Raw genomic sequence first — 24,107 nt, 5'->3', positions numbered from 1 at the left:
TGCTTATTTGATGATTTTATCACCTTTTTTCTTATACAATGGCAAAGAGAAACTAAAAGTGCTACCCTCTTGAAGCTTGCTGTTTACACGTAATTGTCCCTGGTTCTGATGGATTAATTCATGGCAAAGCGTAAGCCCAAAGCCGCTGCCTGTTTCATTGCGGGTTCCCTTTTGAGACTGTTTTTTATCAATGGAAAAGATGCTGTTGAGTACGTCTTCACTCATTCCTACGCCCTGGTCAATGACTGAAACTTCTACAAAATCTTCATGTTGAGCGGCGTGGATGTAAATTGTAGACTTAGGGTAGGAAAACTTAATGCTGTTGGATAAAAGATTTCTGATAACTGTGTTGACAGACTGATAATCTGCCCAGGCATATACATTTTGATCAGATTCCTGGACCAGCCGTATTTCTTTCTCACTTGCAGTAGCTTGATAGAGATTAATATTAAAATTGATCAGTTCGTTGATATCCACTGAAGTAAACTCCGGTTTGGCATTTCCAGTCTGCATCAGTGACCAGTTGAGTAGGTTGTCCAGCAACTGGCTCAAATTGTCCAGCGCAGTATTGATCTGCTTACTCATGCGCTGCATCTCATGCCCATTCATGATGCTTACCTCATGCGTGAGCAGGCCAGAAAAACCTTTTAAAGTATTTAACGGACTTCGGATATCGTGTGAGATGATTGAAAAAAGTTTGTCTTTAGTCTGGTTGAGTTTAACCAGGTCATATTTTTGTTCTGAGAGCTCATAAGACTGTTGCTGAATCTCTTTATTTTTGATGGCCAGTAGCTTATTTTTTTGTTTGTTGTCAAGGTTTGCTTTATACAAAGCTATTGAAAAAGCCAGGGTAATTAATAACCCGACCCCCAAAGAAAAAATCATGGTTCTCTGCTGAACGATGGATGCCTCCTGCAGTAGTTTTTCATTTTTTAGCAGAGCGATTTCTGTTTTTTGATATTCATTGTCAAATCTGGCTTTTAGTTCAGCAAGGTACGCTTCTTCACTCTCCTTATGCAGGCTGTCAGTTACCTCCTCATGAAGCACCTGATACTGATAAGCCGCCTGAAAGTCTTCCTGAGCAGCACAAATATCAGCCAGTGTGCTTAGGGAAATTTCCAGAGACCGCTTGTTATTCAATCGTTTTGAGATGGCATAGCTTTGCTGGGCATGGTCTCTGGCGAGATAAAGCTCATCCAATGCAAGATAAGCTTGTGCAATGGATTTCAGATTATGTGTGCGGGCGATATCATCATTGCGCCTGATGAACAGGCTGTCTGCCCTGAAAAAATAATTAAGCGCTTCTTCGTAATGCTTTTGGTTTATGGATAGGTTTCCTAGCGCATTATATCCCCTGGAAATTCCGTATAAATCTTTCCTTTTTTGCTTAATAGCCATAGAAGCTAGGTAATACTCCTTTGCTTTTTCCAGCCTGCCCTCTTCTTCGTAGATCGCTCCAATGTTATTTAATGCATAAGATTCGCCTTGAGTGTCTCCGGTGCGCCTAAACACATCCAGCGCCTTGTGAAAATAGTCTCTGGAAGTAGCTAAATCATTGGAAAGGCCATACACAATACTGATGTCATTATAAGCATTGCCTATCTGTACACTATCGCTTATTGCCTGGTAAATGTCCAATGCGACAAATATATCTTCAAGTGCCTCGGTAAAATTCCCTTTGTCTCTTTTTAATACCCCGATATGCAACAAGGCGTCAGCTTTGCCCTTATCATAGTTGAGCTCTTCAGATAAACGAAGCGCCTCCTGTCCATAAGCCATAGCACTGTCCGGGTAGTTGTGCTGATAAGTACGGGCAAGCTTTTGACGCAGATGGACCTGACTGGTATCCTGTAGGTCGGTGAGCAGGCTCCACAGGCTATCAGCTTGCTCATGCTCCTGCGCAAAGGTTTGTGTACTGAAGAATAAATAGGTGATAAAAAAATAGAGCCAGGTGGAGAGTAAAGTATAATTATGTAGAAATCGCATTAAAGGCATTGTTTATCCGGAGGAAACTAAGTTCTGTTCAATCTTTTATATCATACTTTGCAAAAGATACGCAATATCAGATATGCAGCCTGAATATCTGCAACACATGTTCAAAAGTTGTAATGATTAACAGTGGTGCTATGTAAACATGAATAAACTAAGAGTGGGGTAGTTACACGATCAGTTAGTTTTGATGCTTGCTGGCCAAAAGATAAAGTACAGCCATTCTTACCGCCACACCATTTTCTACCTGATCTAAAATAATGGCATGTTCAGAATCAGCGACATCACTGCTTAATTCCACCCCGCGATTGATCGGGCCGGGATGCATAATCGTAATAGGTTTGCTTAAACTATTCAGTAGCTTGAGGTTAATGCCGTAGTAAAGTGAGTACTCTCTGAGCGAAGGGAAATATTTGACCTGCTGCCTTTCCAGCTGAATTCGCAGCACATTGGCGATATCACACCATTCAAGCGCTTCACGCACATCCAGGCTTACCTGTACGCCTAGCTGCTTCACATAGCGGGGCAGGAGCGTGGCAGGGCCGCAGACCATGACCTGGGCGCCCAGCTTCTGTAAAGCAAAGATATTGGAAAGCGCTACCCTGGAGTGTAAAATATCACCGATGATCGCTACCTTTTTTCCTTCCACACTACCAAACTTTGAATAAATAGAGTAAGTGTCCAGCAAGGCCTGGGTAGGGTGTTCATGGGTACCGTCGCCAGCATTTACGACATTGGCCTGTATATGCTTGGCCAGAAAATGGGGGGCTCCCGGGCTGGCGTGGCGCATTACGACCATGTCTACTTTCATGGCCAGAATATTGTTTACCGTATCCAGCAGGGTTTCTCCTTTTTTGACTGAGCTTCCGGAAGATGAGAAATTAACTACATCTGCTGAGAGTCTTTTCTCCGCCAGTTCAAATGAAAGACGGGTACGCGTAGAATTTTCAAAAAAGACATTGGCTATGGTGATATCACGCAAAGACGGTACCTTTTTGATAGGCCGGTTAATGACTTCCTTAAAACTATCGGCTGTCTGGAAAATCAGTTGGATTTCTTCTCCACTCAGGTCTTTGATACCCAGTAAGTGTTTGCTGCGCAATGCGTTCATGCTTTGTTTTCTTGTTTATTGCTTAACCATACACCATCCTGATCTCCCTGCTCTTCCCATAATACTTCTACCCGCTGACTATCCAGCGTATTAACTGACTGGCCAATGTAGTCAGCTTCAACAGGCAGATGTCGAGCGTATTTACGATTGATTAATACCAGTAATTCTACTTTGCTGGGGCGGCCAAAGGTAATCATAGCATCCATCGCAGCCCGAACGGTGCGCCCGGTGTAGAGCACATCATCCACCAGGATAACTTCTTTATCTTCAATCAGGAAGGGTACATTGGTAGTGCTGGCTGTCAGGGGTGAGCTTCTTCTCCTGAAATCATCTCGATGAAAAGTGGTATCCAGATAGCCCAGCGGCACCTTTTGTCCGATAATTTTCTCAAGCCTGGCTTTAATTCGGTCGGCAAGCTGAATCCCTCTGGGCTGTAATCCCAGGAGTACGGTATTATCAAAAGGAGTATGATTTTCCAGTAGTTGATGACATAGCCTGCTCAGGACTACTTCCAGCAAAGGCTGATCTATGATTTGTTTTATTTGTTTCATGAATCGCTGCAAGTTACAAGGCTTAAGTTACATCTTGCAAGCGTAAATGAGCAATTTTTTCTGGTATGAATAGTCATAAAAAAGCCGGAACATACAAAAATGTGCCGGCCAGCCCTTTAAAAAAACTTTTATCATCAGCTACCACTGCCATCATAGGCTACTTTGTTTATAAAGAATACCTTTCGCTTTAGGTCTAAACTACGGTTCTGACTGTTCTTAATATCCTGCGTGCCATGAACGTAAAAGTACTCTCCATACCATTTCTCTATACCGGCAATCTCACTATCGTTCTTATTTTTCAGCGTATCATTTTCATTTGCCAGCTTGATAGCTTTGGTCGTAGTCTCCTCATATTCTCCATTATTTTTGATCACCTTGGTAGTGATCTCTTTCTCATAGGAGTACATCAGCACTACGCTATCATTCTGTACATTGACATGGACCAGTTGTTTTAGCTGCATGCTTTTAACGTTATCCAGCTTAAAGGCATGATCCCATAACAGGTTGCCTTTTTTGTCAAAACAGACCGCAATAGCATGGGTAAAGCGGTAGCCATCAAAATACATATTGTCATAACGTGAGGGGTATCCTCCATAAAAGCCACTGTAATAATAGCTGTTATATTTGGGGTAATAGGCCTCACCCAGGAGTATGTATTTGTCATTATCAGCGATAAATTCATGGATCACCATCCGGTAATTGAATTTAAGCGCCTTGTTTTTCTGTCTTCTTCGCTCAATGCGCCGTTTAATGCGAGCTTCTCTTTTGTCGCGCATATAATTAAAGAAATTATTCAGGTCCCCATAATTATAATACTTGATATCCTGTTCCCCATTTGGCTGTATGGAAGCGATGAACACCCCCCGGGAATAGCGTGAGCGCCTTGGTCCGTAGGTGCCGGCCAGAAATTGTTTTTCTCCGTCAAACTCTGTCACCTGGGCATCTAATAGGTTTTTGCGGTCTTCAGTATTTAAGGGAGCACTTTGTAAAAGATTACTATACTGATCATAAGCCTTAAGCGTAACTGTTTTGACGCGATTGTCATTCATTTCTCCTATAAGTACGTCAAACGTATTGTCATTCTCATTGGGGATGATGTCAATGAGTTCTCCGTCTTCCTGAAAAATACCAGGCAAAGCCCTCAGGCGACTGGTAAGCATATCATAGTGTATTACGACCGGCTTATAGTTAATCTGCCCTCCTAGTACTACGGTCTGACCCACGATCTCAAAATACTCCAGGTTCACGGGGGCTACCCGGTTGATAAAATGCTGTACAGTGTCTCCGGTTTCCACCGACATATTGAGCATAGGCCAACTGCGATCCTGGTAGGGACCATCCTGAAAAAGTACACAAAGTTGGCCTTTGTCATAATCATAGCCTCTTAAAATATAATCTGATTCCATCGCCAGGTCCCTTCTCCATTCCTGCTTGAGTGCGGTATTGTACTTGCGAAACTCCCATATATGTTTTCCCTTAGGATTACGTTCCTCAGAATCTCTGAATATGAGTAAACCATTTTCGTCTGCAGACACCACTACAAATTCATTGCTGGTACTCTCTACTTCTATTTCAATACGATCTGGCTGGATGATCTGTGCGATGCCGAAAAGAGGAACACCGAGCATTGCCAAAAACCAGTAAAGTCTTATTCCCATAACTTGCAAATTTACTTGCCGGATAATCTAATCATAATCAACTCAAAACCTATGGCTCTATATGATAAAATAACGTTTTTTGCCATAAAAATAAATAGTATAAGTACTTATATAACGCACCTGCACCGTAAAATTCTCCCCCATCACCATACTATTCTGAAATTCTTTAAAAAACTAGCGCTAAGCTACATCAGCACAGCCTTAATTTTTACTTTTGTGCTATGTCAAAAAAGAAGATTCTGATTCTGCGCTTTTCCTCTATCGGTGATATTGTACTTACTACCCCCGTAGCCCGTACGCTCAAGACACAGCTGCAGGCTGAGGTGCACTACTGTGTAAAAAAGCAATACCAAAGCATATTAGCCGCCAACCCCTATATTGACAAACTTCACCTGCTGGACGGAAACCTGGGGGAACTGATCACAATATTAAAAGCCGAACGTTTTGATTACGTGATTGATCTGCATCATAACTTAAGAACACTTATCATTAAGAAGAGGCTGGGGGTAAAGAGCTACAGCTTTATGAAGCTCAACGTAGAAAAATGGCTGATGACCAATCTTAAGATTAACAAACTTCCCAACGTCCATATTGTAGACCGCTATATGGAAACGGTAGCTCCGCTAGGCGTGAAGATGGATAGTCTGGGGCTGGATTATTTTATTCCGGAGAAAGATGAAGTAGAGCTTGAATGGCTTCCCGAAACTCACCAGAAAGAATATGTAGTATATGCCATTGGTGCTCAGTTTAACACAAAAAAATTACCGGTCAACCGTATGATAGAATTGTGTGATCGCATCAATAAACCTATCATTTTACTGGGTGATAAAAACGACAGAAAAACAGGCGAGGAGATTGTGAAGTTTTTTGAGAAGACCGAGGCTTCAGCACCTCTGGAACCTCAACTGCATAGAGAGCTGAATAAGAAAGCGATCATCTTCAATGCCTGTGGGCAGTTTAACCTCAACCAGTCAGCTTCAATTGTCAAAAACGCCCGCTATGTATTTACCCATGACACCGGGCTGATGCACATAGCCGCTGCCTTTAAGAAAACAATTTTCTCTATTTGGGGTAATACTATTCCAATGTTTGGAATGTATCCTTACCGGACTAAGTTTACCATTTTTGAAAATAATAAATTGTCTTGTCGTCCTTGTTCTAAAATTGGTTATAAAAAATGTCCAAAAGGCCATTTCAAATGTATGCAGGATATAGTCTTTGATTTCTATTTACCATGAGTAAATTATGGTGCTATTTTTTTATATATTATACACTCTTAACCCAATATTATGAGCGATTACAGTTTTTTTGGAGACGTCTGTAGTTATATAGACCGTGCTGCCGTCTATACAGACCACCCTCAGGGTCTCATAGAGCAGATCAAGCAGTGCAACAGTGTATATAAGTTTAATTTTCCCATCAAACTGGCCCATGGTGGTTACCGGGTGATTACGGCCTGGCGGGTTCAGCATTCTCATCACCGGCTACCTGTCAAAGGGGGTGTTCGTTACAGTAGACATGTTAACGAAGACGAAGTAATGGCCCTGGCCTCTCTTATGAGCTTTAAATGTGCTTTGATGGATGTGCCTTTTGGAGGAGCTAAAGGAGGTGTTTGTATCAACCCTTTAGAATATAAAGCTTCCGAACTGGAATCAGTCACCCGCAGGTATACTTCTGAGTTGATTAAAAAGAACTTTATCAGCCCAGCCCTGGATGTTCCTGCTCCTGATTATGGTACCGGAGAGCGTGAAATGGCCTGGATTGCTGATACTTATAGCACCTTTTTTCCTGAGCAAATTAATGCCTACGGTTGTGTAACAGGTAAACCAATCTCACTACACGGAATTCGCGGCAGAACCGAAGCTACCGGTAGGGGAGTATCTTTTGGTATCCGGGAAGCAGTAAGTGTGGCTGAAGACATGAAGGCTATCGGCCTGAATACCGGTCTGGAAGGGAAAAGAATTATCTTACAGGGCTTAGGAAATGTAGGTTACCATACTGCAAAGTTTCTTCAGGAAGAAGGCGCCATAATCATTGGGGTAGCTGAGTATAACGGAGGGATTTATAATATTGACGGACTGGATATTGAAGAGCTCATCCTCCTTAAAAGGAGTAGCGGATCCATAGTAAATTATCAGAAAGGACAGAGTATTGTAAATGCCAGGGAACTGTTGGAATACGAATGCGATATTTTGATACCTGCAGCATTAGAGAACCAGATCACCGAAGATAATGCACCTCGGGTCAAAGCTAAAATCGTGGCAGAAGCAGCTAACGGACCGGTTACTAAAGGGGCGGAAGCTATACTACTGGAGAAAAATATAATGATCATTCCTGACCTTTACCTGAATGCGGGTGGTGTCACGGTTTCTTACTTTGAGTGGCTTAAAAATCTGTCCAGGGTATCTTTTGGCCGTATGGATAAGCGCTATGAAGAGGTGAATAATCGTCGTATTCTGCATGCCATGGAAGAGCTTACAGGCAATAAACTGTCAGAGACTCAGCATAAGCTGATGGAGACTGGTCCCGGCGAGGTGGATATTGTCAATTCAGGCTTAGAAGAGATTATGGTTTCTGCTTATCATGATACCCGTGAGCTGATGAAAGCTAAAGAGATACCTGATTTGAGAACAGCTTCTTTCGTAAGTTCGGTAGAGAAGATAGCGCTTTCCTACATTGACCGTGGAATTTTCCCTTGATCAACGGAAAATCGTAAAATTATAGTCAGCCAACAGCCCGCTAAATATTTCAACTCATGTAGTATTTTGCTAGATTTAGTCAGACTTAGTGTTGGGTATACTCCTAATTTAGCCCTGAAAGCTTCCAAGTGAATACAAAGCATTCAGGAAATAAGGAGTCGTCTTCTTACTAAGTAAATTAATACAGGGCTATGGGCTTTTTTATTAGGTTGAGCATAGGGGTTTGTGGTTTGCTAATGATGCACAGCATGTGCTTTGCACAGCATATCCGTGAGTTCTCTTGGCCTGAAGGAATTACTGCCAATGATTATGCGCCACATACCCTTATTGTCAAATTCAGAGACACCTATTCTAGTGCTAAAGCGTTTAATGCAAGACAGCCTGCACCTGACCATCATTTAGATGAAATAGCATCTTTACTTCCCATACAATCCATTGAGTCGGCCGTACCTTCTGCCTATTTATCTCATGCCCAAAGCCAGAAAGCACGTGAGGTTACAACGCAGGTACATCTGGAAAATATTTATAAAATTCACCTACAGGAAGGCCAGGACCTGAATGAAGCCATCCAGCGTTTGTTACAGCTGGAAAACGTAGCCTACGCAGAGCCCTATTACCTGCTAAAACCACTGGGCACCCATGCAGGTGAATATGTGCCTAATGATCCTGGGGCAGCTAAGTCAGGAGGGGCACAGGATTATCTTTCTCTTATCAATGCCTATGAGGCCTGGGCGATAGAAAAAGGGGACAGTTCTATACGCATTGGCATACTAGATACCGGTATTGAGTTCGGGCATCAGGATCTGGCAGATAATCTCTGGGAAAATAAGCTTGATCCTATCAACGGAATAGACGATGATGAAGATGGTTTAACCGACAACTACCTGGGCTGGGACTTTGCGGATAATGACAATGACCCAACAGCCGACCAAAATATACATGGTATTCAGGTAACAGGCATAGCCTCAGGTACTACTGATAATAAAATTGGCATAAGCGGAGCTGGTTTCAACTCCTCATACGTACCTATCAAAATTTTCAGAACGGCTGACGGAAGTTTTCATCAGGGGTATGAAGCTATTGCTTATGCCGCGAATATGGGCTGCAAAGTAATCAACTTATCCTGGGGAGGTGCCAATGCCTTTTCAAATTTTGGCCAGGACATGATTGATTATGCTGTGCTGGAAAAAGATGTAGTGGTGGTAGCAGCTGCAGGTAACAGTGGGAAGTTTGAAGATTTTTACCCTGCATCCTTTAATCACGTATTGTCAGTAACCCATACTGATGCAAATGACCAACATCGTTCGGTCACAACCACCAGCTATTTTGTAGATCTCGCTGCACCGGGAAATAACATTTACACCACCCGGGACGATGATGCTTATGCTAATTCAGGAGGGTCTTCTATGGCTGCACCACAAGTAGCGGGTACTGCTGCTTTGCTCAGGGCTCACTATCCGGAGCTTAATGCTTTACAGATCATGGAAAAGATACGGTTAAGTACGGATGACATTTATGATGTGGGGAGCAATAAGCAGCATTTGGAAAAGATGGGTAGGGGACGTTTGAATATGGGGAAAGCACTGAATGCGTTTGAAACACCTGCATTGAGAATGTCTGCCTTTACCTATAGAAATCATGTCGGTGCCTACGCTTTTTATGGCGATACCTTAAATATTGAAGCTGTTTTTACCAATTACCTCAGCCAAACATCCGCGGATGCAAAGGTGACACTTACGTCACCTTCAGCATATGTAAGCATGCTGGACTCTGTATTTACTATCGGAACATTAGATACACTAGAGAGTGTCCACTCGGGGAGCATCCACTCGGGGAGCATCCACTCGGGGAGCATCCAAAGCGGGGAAAATGCATTCAGCCTCTATCTGCACGAAGACTTACCTGGTAATGAGCAAATCTATTTTCGCCTGGTTTTTGAAGATGATGGGTACACAGACTATCAGTATTTTTATATCGTATCTTCCTCCGATGAGCCATTATTAGATAATGGGAAGATCAGACTTTCCATTGGGAGTAATGGCGATATAGGAAAAGGTATCTCAAACCATGGTTTTGTTTATCAGGGAGATACACTGGCAAAACACATTGGTCTGATGATTGGCACTTCAAATGATAGCCTGTCGGACAATACTATTCAGGATTTTACCGATGTTTCATACAGCCAGGATTTTGAAAAGACAGAAAACATACGCTTTGACCATTCTTCTGAAGCTGATATTGTACTCAGCTCAGTATTTAATGATCAAGGGGCTGAAAATCCTATCAATCTTAGCGTAGAGCAACGGTGGCTTACGAATACTTCTGGTGATGGACAAAAGTATCTTATCTCGGAATACAGAATGATCAACGGTGGCCCAGATTCACTATTCAATCTGATGAGTGCGATGTTTGCTGACTGGGATATTGGAAATGCTTCGCAAAATAAGGCCAGCTGGGATATGTCAAGTTTATTAGGTTATGTGTATGATGATAATACTTATAGCGGGATAGCATTGTTAAGCGGTCAGTCACCCATCTACCGAGCCATTGATAAGCTTAATGCAAACAATAATGTGGCAGATCTGGAAGGTCCATTTTCTGATTCTGTGCGTTACTCCTGGATTTCACAGGGGATAAGTAAAGCTGAAGCAGGGGTAAATGGCAGTGGAAATGATGTAGCACATATGGTGGGTGCGGAACTGGATACATTACCACCTACCCAACATCAATACGTAGCTTTTGCTTTACTCTCTGCATCAAGTTTGGCAGAATTACAGGAATTAACGCAGGCAGCGCAAGCGCAATACATTGATTACAGAAATAATCCTGCTGTAAGTGAGACTATCTATGCATGTGTAGACAGTACTGTCGTTGTTCAACCCTCAGACAGTGGCCTTTATCGTTTTTATAAAGATGCGCTGGGTACTGTACTACTGACAGAAGACAGCAGCTTTACAACATCTGTGCTTGCTGGAGATACATCTATATATCTGGCGAAAATTGATGAAGGATACGAAAGTCCTATCAGTCAGGTTCAGATCAAAATATTACAGCCCCAGGCTTCATTTCGTCTTAAGTCAGTGAACCTGGGAACATACGAGCAAGATACGCTTTTCTTAAACAGTGAAAACCTGGCTACCCTGAGATGGGAAGATACCAGTACAGATGCGGTTTCATGGCATTGGAATTTTGGTAATGGGTTTGAAAGCAGTAAACAGCACCCTTCAGTGCAGTATCAGGAAGAAGGAGAGTACGATATTAGTTTGCGTGTGCTGAGCAGTGCAGGTTGTGAAAGTATCAAGCTGAAAACGCTTACCGTGGTAAGGCGGGTGCCCAAACCGATAGTTGAAGATCAGGTAATTTGCTATGGCTCGCCAGCCAGTATTTCTGCCAGCAATACAGATCAACTGAAAGTATATCGAGATAAGTTACTTGATCATTTACTTTATAGTGGAGACAGTTTTACCACTGACCCCTTGATTAACGATTCAGTATACTATATCGTTAATAATGCCTCAAGTTATCCCAGTACGGCTGTGCCAGTCAATATCAGGGTAATTCAACCAAAAGTAGATATCAAACACAGTCTTTCTCTCTCCAAGGCAAGCAAATACTTACTCAAATTTTGGCCAAACGATGTTGACGCTACCGAATTGACTGACCTTATTTGGGAGATAAATGGTGTAGTCGTAGGTACATCTGATACGCTGATTTATGATTATTCAGCTGAGCATGAAAATGAAGAAAATATTTATGTATCGCTTACTTATACCGCTGAAGATGAAACTACCTGTGAGCATAAGGTGAGTAAGCAGCTGGTGTTGAAAAAGAGCCCTAAACCCCAACTCAAAGTTCAACAGGTTTGCAGTGGAGAATCAGTAAACCTAAGTCCATCTAATGGAGAAGTATTTTATTTTTATGAGGATTCCTCGCTGCAGGAGCCTATCCACAAGGGCAAAAGCCTGAACGTAGGTGAGCTCAATATGGATAAGACATACTACATTACCAATATAGATAGTTTAAAAGAAAGTGAGGTAAGTCCCATTCAAGTGATTATTAACAAGTTTGCAGACTTCAATATCTCATCTGATACAGTTTACCTATCTGAAGGACGTGAGGTGGTATTTCAAGGGATAGCCCTGAAAGAAGAGGCAACCAACATCAGCTGGACCTGGGACCTGGGGGATGGCCAATTGATAAACAGGGGAGAGCGAGTGAGTCAGCAATACGATTCTATGGGTGTTTACCAGATCAGGCTTATTGCCCGAAACAGTGAGGGTTGCTCTAATATCATCAGCAAATTACTCACTGTGATCAATGTGACTTCTACTGAGGGTAATCCGGAAGATGTTAATCTTCGTATCTACCCAAATCCTACGGGTGGCATTTTTTGGTTGTCAAATGTACTCTGGTATAACAAAGAAATAATGCTTCACCTGTACGACAGACAAGGCAAAGCATTATGTGAGGAAAAACTGAAATATTCTCGTTCTCCGCTGGAAGTCAATTTACATGAATTGAGCCAGCAACAGCTACCCAACGGCCTATATTTTATAGAACTTAGAAGTGCCGATAAGCGCTTTATACGAAAACTAATGATACAAAATGGGCTTTAACAATTCACCCTATACCTGACGATCGCCCTCTTCAGTAGTAATCGGTTCAAAATTGTCTGGCGCTTCCTGCCATTTCTCTTCTACATTACTTTCATAAGGGAATACTTCCAGGATCGGGCTTTCACCAATTTCAGGTACTCTAAAGTCAACCAACATACCTTTCAGGCTTTCATAGACCCTGTCATATGCAGTTTTGACATCAGGAGCGGTCAGTAGAATATAGTTAGTTACTTTTTTCTCCTTTCCCGAGCCTTCTACTTCCAGCGTATAAGTCATTTTACACTTATGCCAGGTTTCAGCATCTTCATAGTGAAAGACATCTGTAAAGTTACTCTTGCTAATGTTTGATACATAAAAATCACCTTCTATCAATTCGCCCATCTTCTCATAAATGCGGGTCTCTGCCTCTGTAAACGAAACGGCATCTACCAGATACTGCTCGGCCACATTTTTGACTTTGCCCTTTTCATCCTGCTTTTGATACTTTACTTTACAAACAAACCATGTTTTCATGCCATACTCCTTTTTAAGTTTTACAATGGTCGGCAAAGGTAAAGCGATTCGTCAAAACAGGCTAATGAAATCTGATACTTTTCAAGAATAGTAAAATGAACATTGGCTGTTGTTGAAGCCCAGATAAGCTTTAGCTGCAGTTAGGAAATTATCTGATATTCAGATAATTCCACTTCTTTTAATTCACATGCGGTCAAGCGTGATTAGCCAAACATAAAAAGTATCAGGCCAGACGACAGGAACATTGTATTGATAGCGGGGAAATTTCATTTCTGAGTAGCCAGAGGGTTTTCCATAGCAGCAAACTGTTTTTCCAGATTACTGATTGCCAAGCTGTTTTTCTCGATATTCTCATTTATGCTGACAATTTCATTTTCTAAGTTTTTAATAGTTTTATCCAGTGCCAGGATACGTGAACGGTTATCTATATTTTCGTTCTTCAGCGTAACTTTTTTAGTCTCCTTGGTCTTTTCAGATAAGATTAACGCTTCAACTTTAGGGATACGTTTGCTAAGGTTTTTGTATTCTTTTTTATCTTTTTTCAAGGCAGCCACCAACTTATCTTTGTTTCTTTTATCAACAGCTATCAGTTCTTGAAAGTGATTTGTCTTATAGTATTTTACAAAGTCTTTGGTATAGTTGCGCAGGTTGTACATTTCTATAGGATTGTCCACACTATTGAGTGGCGTATCATTATCTGCCAAAAAAACAATAGCTAAAGTAGTTTCACCGCCAATAGTAAAGAATTTGGCTTTTAGGTCACCCTGCTGTTGGGAAAAACGAGGTATAGTGACTTCTTTAGCAGCCATTATGTGCTTGCCAGACTTTTTAACTTTTACATTTAACTGCTGTTTAGCATACTTGGAGTAACTTTTCTTGAAGGGCTCCATGGGTTCATCTATCTGAACCACCCAAGCATTCACAATTTGTTTATCCAGTTGGACTTGTTTTTCTACGGGACGGTAATCCTGTCCATACACTAATAAGGTATTGATGAATATCATCATACCAACTAGCAATACTTTTCTGGCTTTCATGATTATTTATATCTCAATTTTAATAGGTATACCATTATGACTATAGATATGTCAACAAGTCACATTTCGAGACAAAATAAATTTTGGATTCAGTCTCGAGTGGATAAAGCTTTAATAATAGTGTTGCGATAAGGAGAAACACAAGAGTCAAAAAGTTAAAATAAGCACGGGATTTTTACCAATCTGCTCAGACGCTGATAGTCACTAGTAACGAAACTTATACTAATACAATAAACTCAAATGATGCTTGCTGATTATGGTTGTAAACAGCCAATCTATTACTGGATTGATAAGGTGAGCAGTAGTTACATCATTTTTCTCCAAGGTGATGAATCGATTTCCGTTACGTATTGGTAAATGAGCAGCTAAGTGATGCGAATGCATTTTTGACTTACATGGCAAGCTAGAACCAATAAGGCATAAGACCTTATGGGCAGATCTTTGGTATTTACGATCTTTTCAAAAAGGATATCAGTAAACCCATTACCTTTTGATGGATCAAGCAACAAATCTGGGGGACAGTAGTACTAAGCATAGATTTTGGAAAGTCTGTAGAGGAAGAAGCTAATGTTTCTCACCCCTCTGAACTGTGACCTGAAAGCTTTGATTTTGGCATTGAAAGATTCAGCAGCAGCATTAGTACTTCTTCTATCAAAGAAGTTTAAGATAGTTTTATAGTGTTGCTGAATGGTTCTAGAGACTGTATTGAAAGATTTAAAGCCAGCTTTTTCTACCTGATCATACCATCTGGCCAGTCTGGTGAAAGCGACACCTTTCTCTTTAGTGTTTTGGTATATATGTCCTAGCTTTTGAGCTAATTCATAAGCTTGCTCAAGCTGTGGATAGAGTTTGAACAGGATTTCTGCCCTGTGGACTTGGGAAGACGTCCATTTGCTTTTGTCCTTGAAGAGCAGGTACCTGCTCCTGACCAGTAGTTGTTTAGGAGTATCACCATTTTCTAACCTGTTGGCAACGAAGGTTCTGCCTACTTCTTTGCTCAATTCCATTTCTTGGTTCTCTTGCTCAATAGCTTCCCAGCGATAAGCTATCCTCATTTCCTGAACTGCTTCATAAGCCAGTTTTTGCACATGAAAACGATCGGTGACTAAAACAGCTTTGGTAAATGTCTTAGTCACGATCTGTTCCATACTGGCCCCCATGGAATGGCCGCCATGTCTAAGGTGACTTCTTTGACCAGCCTCCTTTTTTCTAATGGGATCTTTCTAAGCAGGATAGACTTTACTCGTTCACTGTTAGTACCCTTGATCATTGCAATAAGGCAGCCTTTATTCCCCCTGGCCGCTTTGTTGGTGATCACTGTGTAAAGTTCACCCTGTGAAACTGCTGTTTCATCAATAGTGATATATTCACCAACATTCTCAGGAAAAACAACATAATCCTCGGCATGCTCTAACTGATCCCAATGCCTGTAGTCACTCAAATGAGCAGCATATTGCTCTTCTAATAACTTGCCGTTTATATGGAAGTAGTTGCCTAAGCTTTTACAGCTTACCGGTGTGGTATCGATGCAATGCTTTTAAAAAAGACGCGAATTCCATAGTCATTCGCGTGCCCTGAGCCACCAATTCCCAGTTTCTAAAAACTACCTTTCCTGTATCTTCATTCCACCACCTTCTGCGTTTTACTTTCAGATAGCAGGCTTTACCGCGTATGGGAAAATCTTTTACAGTAATTTCTGCAAAATAGCCTTTGGAGATGAGGTTCTCACCTGCATATTCCTCCGGATGCTGGTTCTTCTCTGCTAAACTAATAGTGTAGCTCTCTTCTGTCTTTTCTACTGAAGTAACTTCAAAATAGTCAAGCATCCCATCCGGTAGAAACAAAGAAATGATAGCTTTATCCAATGATTCTTTTTGACGGCTAAATTATACCCTAACAACTTACCCCACAACTTTTAAGCTTGATCCCTTTTGATTCATGAAGTACAAAAGCTTATAAGCGAAGCAAATAAAAAAAAGCACTTACTGATATGGTAAGTGCTTGATTTTCAATGTTTAAAATATTTGCTCCTCCTCTTGGGCTCGAACCAAGGACCTACTGATTAACAGTCAGCCGCTCTAACCAACTGAGCTAAGGAGGAGTGTTTTCCTCAATGGGATTGCAATATTAGTATGGACTAAATTATTATGCAACTCTAAGGGAAATTTTTTTACATTATTCTTATGATAATACTTACGAAAAAGGAAAAAAATGTTTTCCGTTTACAACAATTATAGCATTGCTTTTTTATATTAACAGATAAACGGTTGATTCGCGACAGACGTATTATTTTCACTCTGCTGATAACACATCTTCTGAGATCACGTTATAATTTACATGTTGTAATACGAATTATTTTGACTATTGATAAGCCCCACCATGAATAAGACACAGTTTTTTTTAGGTATCATATTGGCAGCATTACTCGGAGGAGGAGTAGCTGTAGGTCTAGTACAGTATTTTGATGATGACACCGCTCAAACGGCTTCATTACAGAATGAAAGGAATGTACAGCTTTCTAAATACCTTTCGGATACTCTTTTTGCTGTGCCAGATGGCATAAACTTCGTATATGCTGCGGAGAGAGTAAAGCCAGGGGTAGTATTTATCCGTTCTACGTATAATGGTTCAGGACAAGGGTCTGGCTTTTCTAACCCACTGGAAGAGCTTTATCAGGATTATTTTGGTGACCGCGAACGTAGAGAAAGAAGAGGTCCGTCTCGTTCCTCAGGATCAGGCGTAATCATTTCTCAGGATGGATATATAGTGACCAATAACCACGTTATTGAGGATGCGGATAAAGTAGAAGTTACTTTAGATGACAACCGGATGTACACTGCCGAAGTTATAGGAGTTGACCCCACTACCGACCTTGCGCTGATTAAAGTAGATGAAGAAGGTCTTCCTTATGTTGACTTTGGTGATTCGGATAATATGAACATTGGAGAATGGGTACTTGCTATCGGGAACCCATTCGGTACACTTACATCTACAGTTACAGCTGGTATTGTAAGTGCCAAGGCACGCAATATCAATATACTTCATGATAGAAATAACCGACAGATTGAAGCATTTATTCAAACGGATGCCGCTGTCAATCAGGGAAATAGTGGGGGAGCGTTAGTAAATTTGAGAGGAGAGTTAATTGGGATCAATACCGCGATTGCTACACCTACCGGATCTTATGCAGGCTATTCCTTTGCTGTACCTGTTTCATTAGTGCGGAAAGTGATGAACGATCTGATAGAGTTTGGTACTGTACAGCGTGCTCTACTCGGTGTATCCATTGTCAATGTTGATGCTCGTCTGGCTAAGGAAGAGGGGCTGGGGATGGTAGAAGGCGTGTATATACAGGGGGTGGCTGAGGAAAGTGCTGCTTCAGAGGCAGGCATCAGGCCAGGAGATGTGATCATGGAAATTGATGAAAAGAAAGTAGCTAATGTAGCGGAGCTGCAGGAAATGGTAGCAAGAAATCGCCCGGGAGATCAGGTCAAAGTTACTTATTATAGGGATGGAGAATTGAGCAAAGTGTATGCTACGCTTAAAAATACAATGGGTGATACAGAAGTTGTTAAACGTCAGGAAGAGGTAGAGATGGAAGGCTCTTTATTTATTACCCCTCCTGCTGACCTACTAGAGAAGCTTGAGATCAACGGAGGGGCTCAGATTGTGGATTTAGGTGAGGGAAAATGGGCTGATGCTGGTTTGGAAGAAGGTTTTGTCATCACCTCAATTGACCATGAACGAATAATGAATGCTGAGCAACTTAATGAAGTAATGAAAGATAAAAGTGGTGGTATCCTGATTGAGGGGGTTACTCCAGATGGAGAGCATGCCTTTTATGGTTACGGATGGTAAATTTCACTGAATATCTTACCCGGAAAGCACCCTATAAGGTGCTTTTTTTTTGCTACTATTACTTTAATTCTGTACTCTGGTGCAGATATATATAATTAGTAATACAAATAATGTGTATAATTATAAATTATGAAAGTAAGTATATTCTGGAATTGCTAAATTTTTTTTAAGAAAATCTTATAACTTGCATCATAAATGCACAAAGAAGAAGCATGAAAATTCGTCTTTTGCTTAAATTCTACTTTATTCGTACTTAATATAATCCTTAATAAATTTTAAGCCACAAAAGTTAGCGAAGCATATGTCAGAAGATAAGAAACATCGCGCTGTAATGTTGATTGATGATAACGAAATTGATAATCTCATCAATCAAAAAATGATAGAAGCTGCTAATATCAGCGATCATATCTATACACACTCTGGTGCAAAAAGTGCAATTGAGTTTTTGAAAAATATTGAAAAGTTGGGTGAAAACGGGAAGACTGTTCTTCCTGAGGTGATTTTTCTGGACATTGATATGCCTTTGATGGATGGCTTTCAGTTTTTGGATGAATTTGACAAATTAGCCGACGAAACTAAAGAGCATTGCAGCATTGTTATGCTGACTTCGTCAATTAACCCTCAGGATGTCAATAAGTCACATAAATATGCTTGTGTAAAGCAGTATATCAACAAACCTTTGACTCAGAAGAATTTAGAAAAATTAGCGGTTTAATATTATTTAGAATTCGTATTATTTTTTTTCCACACCAAAACTTGGTGTGGTTTTTTTTGTCCTATAGCAATCAGAGACACGTGTTACCGGCCCTTATTTATATTATCTTCAACTGGTTTTATATGCTTTATCAGGAGCCGGCGTAAAACGTTTTTTTAGTAGTGCTCAGCCTAGTGCTTTGCTTAGGTAGACAGCAGTTACCCTTGCGTACTGACACCAAGCCCCGGCTATAAAATTGTTGGCATTACTTCGCTCTTACCTGAGGGACACTTTAGTCTTTGAAACCCTATGACCTATACCATAATCTCCTAATTACAGTAAACCTATGGTGATACTCAGGCTTAAGTCCTTCAATATGTATACGCTTGAGAGGCCTCGTTTAAAGGGAATGACTAAAGTAAGCTGGTGAGCGAGTCATTCTTAAGACTATTAATACCGCTATAAACAATTATTGAACAAAACTTTAAGAGATGTATTTAAGCATCAAACATAAAAAAACCCTGAAGGGAAACTCCAGGGTGAATTCTTAGCTTAAATACTCAGGCTTAGCATAGACGATTGATGAAAGCTTCATCCATTTTTACAAGCTTGGTAGGTGCAAAGTTAACCATTTCAAATCGGTTGAATTTCTCTACCAGTGCCTTAATTTTGTTGTATTTATCACGCTTCACATCAGAAACCGAAATCTTAAGTATTTTAGTAAAGATTACGATAGACTCGCTATTATCCTTGCCCAGGATTCTAACCTGACGCTGGATACTGTTGGTAAGCTGATTGAACAGGTCGTAATCGTTCATCAGACAATACTGTAGCGCTAGAATAGCTTTTACTTCCAGTTGAGCATAAGGATACTTCTTGAGACTGGTTTCATTCAACAGGTTGTTGATCCAACGAGCTGCCTCACTGTATTTTTGAACATAGAAGCAGGACAAAGAACGGTAGACTACATAAGTGACATACTTAGGAATGTCGTCAAAGTCACATTCAAAGTCATGGAAGAGAAGTTCATTTTCTTCATAAAGTGTCTCTTCTTCACCAACCCGTATTGCTCGTTCCAGTTTACTGATCAGGTACTGAGCGGGGTAGGTATGTAAACTGTAATTAGTAAGTAGGGTAGAGGTTGCATCATTTACTTCCTCATAGTAATCCTCTGCTTTGCGGTATACTTTATAGTGGTTGTAGTACTCCAGACGAAGAAGCTCGTATGTAAGCTGCAGGTGGTGGTAAATAGAATCCAGGTAATAAGAGTTCAGGACGTTATGGACTCTATCTAGAATATCCTCAATAGGTTCCTTGTCGCTGCTTTCGTGTATTTCTTCCGCTACGAAAAGGCGATGAAAAACATTTAGGCAGCTTTGATAGACATAAAGCCTGTGAGACTCATATAAGTTACAAAGGTTATTCATTTCCTCAGCCAGAAGATTCAGCTCCAATTTGCCGGTTTCTTCACGTGAGAGTGAGTATTCTCCATACTTTTTGAAATATTGCGAAAGCATCTCTTCTGCTTTATCTACAGCCAGCATATAAGCTACGTGCTTATTATATAGCTGTGAATAAGTAAAATGATCAGGAGTATTGATATGAAGTTTACGAAGTGTTTTATACACAACAGTAAGCTCACTGGGAAGATCGTAATCCAGAAGTTCCTTTTCAATCTTCTTGAGTGTTGCTATGGCTATTGCCTTCTTTTTAGTAAAGATTACCTCGTTGATGTTTGCAACTTTTTTGATAAGGTCTGTACGAGGGTTCTCCATTTGCTGGAGCAGGTACTCTTCTATCTTCTGATTCAGACGAGAGCGTAAGGTGTAATACGCATTAGTGTTTACACCTAATTCATCCATAATTTTGTTATCAGATAAAGATCTTTCCCGCATAGCCTTAAGAAGGTGAGCCGATTTCTCAGCACTGTTTTCCATCAATGACTCATGTATAGAGATGTAATCTGAGTCAGAAAGCTGTCTAATAATGTTTTTGAGCTTAGCCATTTGTATAATATTGAGTTGTAGTTCTTGCTAAGAAATTTGACAAAACAATAATAAGTAAATTTTGCTATTTCTAGCAATCAGGTCATTTTGGTGCGAATTTTTTGTGGTAGAGTAGAGGTAATAAATTTTGCAATGTTTGATTAATAGATAACTATAAAAAGCTATACAACTATTTATTTTATAATTTTTACCAACTTTTATATCATAATTCTGATAAATGAGTAGAAAATACGCCATTAAAGGCAAAACATTGTGCGTGTAATGTTTTGCGTTCACAATTATATTTTCTGCTCATTATTTAGCAAACTAAGGTGGTGAATATGGTAGTAAGTACAGAGAAGTATTGGTTTTAGTTTGTGTTAAACACATATATTACTTGTGATATATCTTTCTAAAAAATTGAATATTTAAACCAGCTAAACGATTGTACTATTCCTGTAAAGAAAGACATAAAGCAAAAGGTTTAACAACTTAATTTTATTAGAAAAAGTCCAAATAAAGCACTGTAAAGAAGCTTTCTACACTAAAATAAATTTCCTTTCATTCTAGGTGTAAGTATTATAATATGAACAAATAGTAAGAACCCACCATTACAGTTTAAGTAACTAAATACATATGAGAGAAACTCAGTAGCGCCAATAATTTGTGAAAAACACCAATATCTTACGCGATAATACAACAGTACCTTATCCCATTTTAAGTGATGATAATTAGCTTGTATGATGGAGTTAATTAGTAGAAGCTTTGAAATAATTATTGAATACTTATATTGAAAACAGTGCGTAGAGGTATTAATTGAATTTATATACTGTACAGGAAGTCAGAATAGAATTTTAAAAAAACAACCATGAATAAGAGAAATCACTAAGCTGTATGAAAGTCCGTATGTTATTGAATTAAATAATAAATGTATACGCCAGTACATTTTGTTTACTTGTAGTACTTTCTATTTATCTCGAGGATAATTTCTTCAATAAACCGGATCAGTTAGTTCAGAAACTACAAAATTTTGTAGATGGTGTTTCCACTGGTCAAATTCATTTCTCAAGTTGCTCATTTGTGCACAGCTATGTTTTTATGATGGTGATTTTCTTTTATGCTACTGAAATCCATAAAAAGGATAAGAGAGTAGGTGACTACTACAGCAGGCATTTTCCTTATTACCTCATAGGTTTTCTGTACATACAGGTTTTGCATTTCCAATCTATTGGCTTTCACTTTGACGAGAAGCTTTTCATCAAAGAAAGGGCGCATGCCCCGAGGCAAGCGCCACAACTTAACAGTTTTGCTTTAGTATATAAGTAAGTAGTGCAAAATATAGTGGACACCATCGGACGTTATAATATTGACAGAAGTAAAAGGTCCGGCCTACGTTTGATAAGCTGTTTGTGCAGCGCTTGAGCGCGTTACGAGATTGATTTTCTTGCTCAAGTGTACTTGGTTATATAGTGGCTAAAATCGTGACTATGCTAAAGAGCTTGACTGACAGGGAAAAATTCAAGAAATGTCGCTAGGCAAAGAATTAACTTAGGGGAGTTAATTTTGGGGTAAAGAGTATTTTGCAAATACAGTAGAACGGCTAGTTGTGGAGAATATAATAGCAGAAAACGTTTAAGTCAAAGCAAGGAAAAAAATACAAGTGCCTGAAAAAGATCACTAACCTAAGCTATTGTAATAAATGGTAATGCCTCATGGGCTTGCCCTGTAGGGGTTTACCAGGAAGTAGTCGTCGTTTTCTTTCAAATAACTCCCAGACTACTTTTTATGCCTGGTCTACTGACTAATTTAATGAATAGCCATCCTGCTCAACTTTCTGCTGAATTTTGTCCTTTATATATTCCCGGTCTTTTAGCCATGCTTTCCCTCTTAGTCCTATTCATGTCTTATAAAAGTTGTAAATTAGGTTGAAAAAAAAGGGAGGTAAACAGATGGAAGAGAGTTGGGGCATGCAAGAGTTTATGGGAAGTGCAGTAGAAGATAAACGCGAGGCAAAGAGTTTGTCACTGATGGCTGATCGTCTTTTAGCTAACCCTGAGCTTTCCTTTAGTAGTGCAGTAGGAGAGAATTTCCGTAAATCAGCCTGGCGGATATTTTCCAAACAGGAAGTAGACGTCAGCTACGGCCACTATAGGCAAACGAGCAAGCGCTGTGCCGACCAGGATGTGGTTTTGGTGAGTCAGGATACAACAGACTTGAATTATGCCAGTCATGTCGCTACTGAAGGTCTGGGCGACTTAGGCGGCAGTCATGTAAATCCAGGGCTTTGCCTGCATACGGCCATGGCTCTGAGTGAGCAGGGAACGGCTTTGGGCCTGGTAGGACAAAAGCTGTGGCCTCCCCAATCCACAGGACGTACAAAGCAGGTGCAGTTTTATCCTTTAGAAGAAAAAGAAAGTTATCGGTGGGTAGAAGCCCTACAGTGGGTGGATCAGCATTTAGCTAAAGCCAAGAAGGTGATCGTAATCTCCGACAGAGAATCTGATTTTTATGAGTACATGGCTGCTCGCCGCTCCAAACATGTAGAATTACTCTTCAGGGCACATCATCTCAACCGAAAGGTGCATTATGAGCAAGAAAAGATGCTTCTTAAAGAAGTGGTTTTTCCCAATACTACTAAAGTAGAAGTTTACCTGCCCAGGACCAGCAAGAGAAAAGAGCGTAATGCTAAGCTGCAGGTAAGCTGGGGTAAGATCACATGCCCTGTCCCTACTTATAAAAAAGGAGAAGATATTGACTTATGGGTGGTAGTAGCTCAAGAAACACATACTCCGGCAGGAGAAGAACCGCGCAGCGAACCGCCTCTGCTATGGTATTTACTCACTACCATCAATATAGAAGATCAAGCTGCTGCTTTGCTGATGATAGATTATTACCGGAAACGATGGGTGATTGAACGCTGGCATATGGTGCTGAAGAGTGGTATGCAGATAGAAAAGCTACAGTTTGATACTTTCACACGACTATCTCATGCCATTGCTATGCTCTGTATTGTAGCCTGGCAATTGATCTGGCTTAAGCATCTGGCAGCAGAAAGTGCCCAATTAGCTGCAGAGAAAATATTTGAACCGCTACAAATAGAAGTCTTAGAAAAGCATAGTGGCAGAAAAGAACTCAGTGTACAGCAGGCATTGATCATCATCGCTGCCCTGGCCGGGTTTACGCCTACTAAAAAGCAGCCCTTCCCTGGAGAAAAAACCATGTGGAGAGGGTGGGCCATCTTCTCTCAACTCTGCCATGGATACCTTCTCGCTTCGCAGATAAATTATGAGACAGGATAAGCTCTTAGTCTTAGTTGCTTAATGCATGCTTTACTACACCTTCTCGCTCCTCTTGGCTACTATTACACCACTTTTTCAAATCCTGTCCCTTATAAAG

General features: G+C 40.5%; 17 protein-coding genes and 1 tRNA gene. 7 read left to right on the top strand and 11 right to left on the bottom strand.

Going from position 1 to position 24,107, the window contains the following annotated elements:
* Nucleotides 1–3 precede the first annotated feature (3 nt).
* From OKW21_RS17620 to OKW21_RS17605, 4 genes are all read right to left on the bottom strand, one after another.
* Entirely contained in the window at nt 4–1,986 is a 1,983-nt protein-coding gene (locus tag OKW21_RS17620) for an ATP-binding protein (RefSeq protein WP_277481555.1), read from the bottom strand.
* Between the two features lie 184 nt (nt 1,987–2,170).
* Nucleotides 2,171–3,100 (bottom strand): aspartate carbamoyltransferase catalytic subunit, encoded by a 930-nt coding sequence (locus tag OKW21_RS17615; RefSeq protein ID WP_277481552.1) that lies wholly within the window; start codon nt 3,098–3,100, stop codon nt 2,171–2,173.
* Nucleotides 3,097–3,651 (bottom strand): bifunctional pyr operon transcriptional regulator/uracil phosphoribosyltransferase PyrR, encoded by a 555-nt coding sequence (gene pyrR, locus OKW21_RS17610; protein WP_277481549.1) that lies wholly within the window; start codon nt 3,649–3,651, stop codon nt 3,097–3,099. Before pyrR ends, OKW21_RS17615 begins: the two co-directional genes overlap by 4 nt.
* Nucleotides 3,652–3,785: 134 nt before the next feature.
* Nucleotides 3,786–5,309, bottom strand: coding sequence for a hypothetical protein (locus OKW21_RS17605; protein WP_277481547.1), 1,524 nt, complete (start codon nt 5,307–5,309; stop codon nt 3,786–3,788).
* Between the two features lie 221 nt (nt 5,310–5,530).
* Between OKW21_RS17605 and OKW21_RS17600 the strand changes: the two genes are divergently transcribed.
* From OKW21_RS17600 to OKW21_RS17590, 3 genes are all read left to right on the top strand, one after another.
* Nucleotides 5,531–6,547 carry a glycosyltransferase family 9 protein gene (locus OKW21_RS17600; protein WP_277481545.1) on the top strand — a complete coding sequence of 339 codons (1,017 nt, stop codon included), beginning with the start codon at nt 5,531–5,533 and terminating at the stop codon, nt 6,545–6,547.
* A gap of 51 nt (nt 6,548–6,598) precedes the next feature.
* Nucleotides 6,599–8,008, top strand: a complete 1,410-nt coding sequence (locus OKW21_RS17595; protein ID WP_277481543.1) for a Glu/Leu/Phe/Val family dehydrogenase — start codon at nt 6,599–6,601, stop codon at nt 8,006–8,008.
* Between the two features lie 191 nt (nt 8,009–8,199).
* Nucleotides 8,200–12,624, top strand: coding sequence for a S8 family serine peptidase (locus tag OKW21_RS17590; RefSeq protein ID WP_277481542.1), 4,425 nt, complete (start codon nt 8,200–8,202; stop codon nt 12,622–12,624).
* Nucleotides 12,625–12,633: 9 nt separating this feature from the next.
* Here the strand turns inward: OKW21_RS17590 and OKW21_RS17585 are convergent, their stop codons facing one another.
* From OKW21_RS17585 to OKW21_RS17565, 6 genes are all read right to left on the bottom strand, one after another.
* A complete protein-coding gene (locus OKW21_RS17585) occupies nt 12,634–13,137 on the bottom strand; it encodes a DUF4494 domain-containing protein (protein WP_277481540.1) in 504 nt (167 codons plus the stop codon).
* Between the two features lie 266 nt (nt 13,138–13,403).
* Nucleotides 13,404–14,174 (bottom strand): hypothetical protein, encoded by a 771-nt coding sequence (locus OKW21_RS17580; RefSeq protein ID WP_277481537.1) that lies wholly within the window; start codon nt 14,172–14,174, stop codon nt 13,404–13,406.
* 527 nt (nt 14,175–14,701) lie between these two features.
* A complete protein-coding gene (locus OKW21_RS17575) occupies nt 14,702–15,334 on the bottom strand; it encodes an ISAon1 family transposase (protein WP_420870093.1) in 633 nt (210 codons plus the stop codon).
* Nucleotides 15,307–15,615: a transposase gene (locus OKW21_RS32760; RefSeq protein WP_420870092.1), complete on the bottom strand. Its 309-nt coding sequence runs from the start codon at nt 15,613–15,615 to the stop codon at nt 15,307–15,309. The genes OKW21_RS17575 and OKW21_RS32760 overlap by 28 nt, the downstream gene beginning before the upstream one ends.
* A 61-nt stretch (nt 15,616–15,676) precedes the next feature.
* Entirely contained in the window at nt 15,677–16,039 is a 363-nt protein-coding gene (locus tag OKW21_RS17570) for an ISAon1 family transposase N-terminal region protein (protein ID WP_277476278.1), read from the bottom strand.
* A 162-nt stretch (nt 16,040–16,201) separates the two neighbouring features.
* Nucleotides 16,202–16,275 (bottom strand) — tRNA-Asn (locus tag OKW21_RS17565).
* Between the two features lie 278 nt (nt 16,276–16,553).
* On the opposite strand from OKW21_RS17565, the gene OKW21_RS17560 reads away from it, so the two are divergent.
* Together OKW21_RS17560 and OKW21_RS17555 are read left to right on the top strand one after the other, a co-directional pair.
* On the top strand, nt 16,554–18,032 hold the full coding sequence (locus OKW21_RS17560) for a trypsin-like peptidase domain-containing protein (protein WP_277481534.1): 1,479 nt from the start codon (nt 16,554–16,556) through the stop codon (nt 18,030–18,032).
* A gap of 301 nt (nt 18,033–18,333) precedes the next feature.
* A complete protein-coding gene (locus tag OKW21_RS17555; RefSeq protein ID WP_277481532.1) occupies nt 18,334–18,747 on the top strand; it encodes a response regulator in 414 nt (137 codons plus the stop codon).
* Between the two features lie 545 nt (nt 18,748–19,292).
* Here OKW21_RS17555 and OKW21_RS17550 read toward each other — a convergent pair.
* Nucleotides 19,293–20,732, bottom strand: coding sequence for a hypothetical protein (locus tag OKW21_RS17550; protein WP_277481530.1), 1,440 nt, complete (start codon nt 20,730–20,732; stop codon nt 19,293–19,295).
* A gap of 1,077 nt (nt 20,733–21,809) precedes the next feature.
* Between OKW21_RS17550 and OKW21_RS17545 the strand changes: the two genes are divergently transcribed.
* The gene (locus OKW21_RS17545; protein ID WP_277481528.1) at nt 21,810–22,037 is read left to right on the top strand and encodes a hypothetical protein; all 228 of its coding nucleotides are present in this window, start codon (nt 21,810–21,812) and stop codon (nt 22,035–22,037) included.
* Between the two features lie 599 nt (nt 22,038–22,636).
* Nucleotides 22,637–24,010 (top strand): IS4 family transposase, encoded by a 1,374-nt coding sequence (locus tag OKW21_RS17540; RefSeq protein WP_277476848.1) that lies wholly within the window; start codon nt 22,637–22,639, stop codon nt 24,008–24,010.
* Nucleotides 24,011–24,107: the final 97 nt, after the last annotated feature.

The organism is Catalinimonas alkaloidigena (genome assembly GCF_029504655.1).
GTDB classification, from domain to species: domain Bacteria; phylum Bacteroidota; class Bacteroidia; order Cytophagales; family Cyclobacteriaceae; genus Catalinimonas; species Catalinimonas alkaloidigena.
This window is presented reverse-complemented; position numbering and strand designations above follow the sequence as displayed.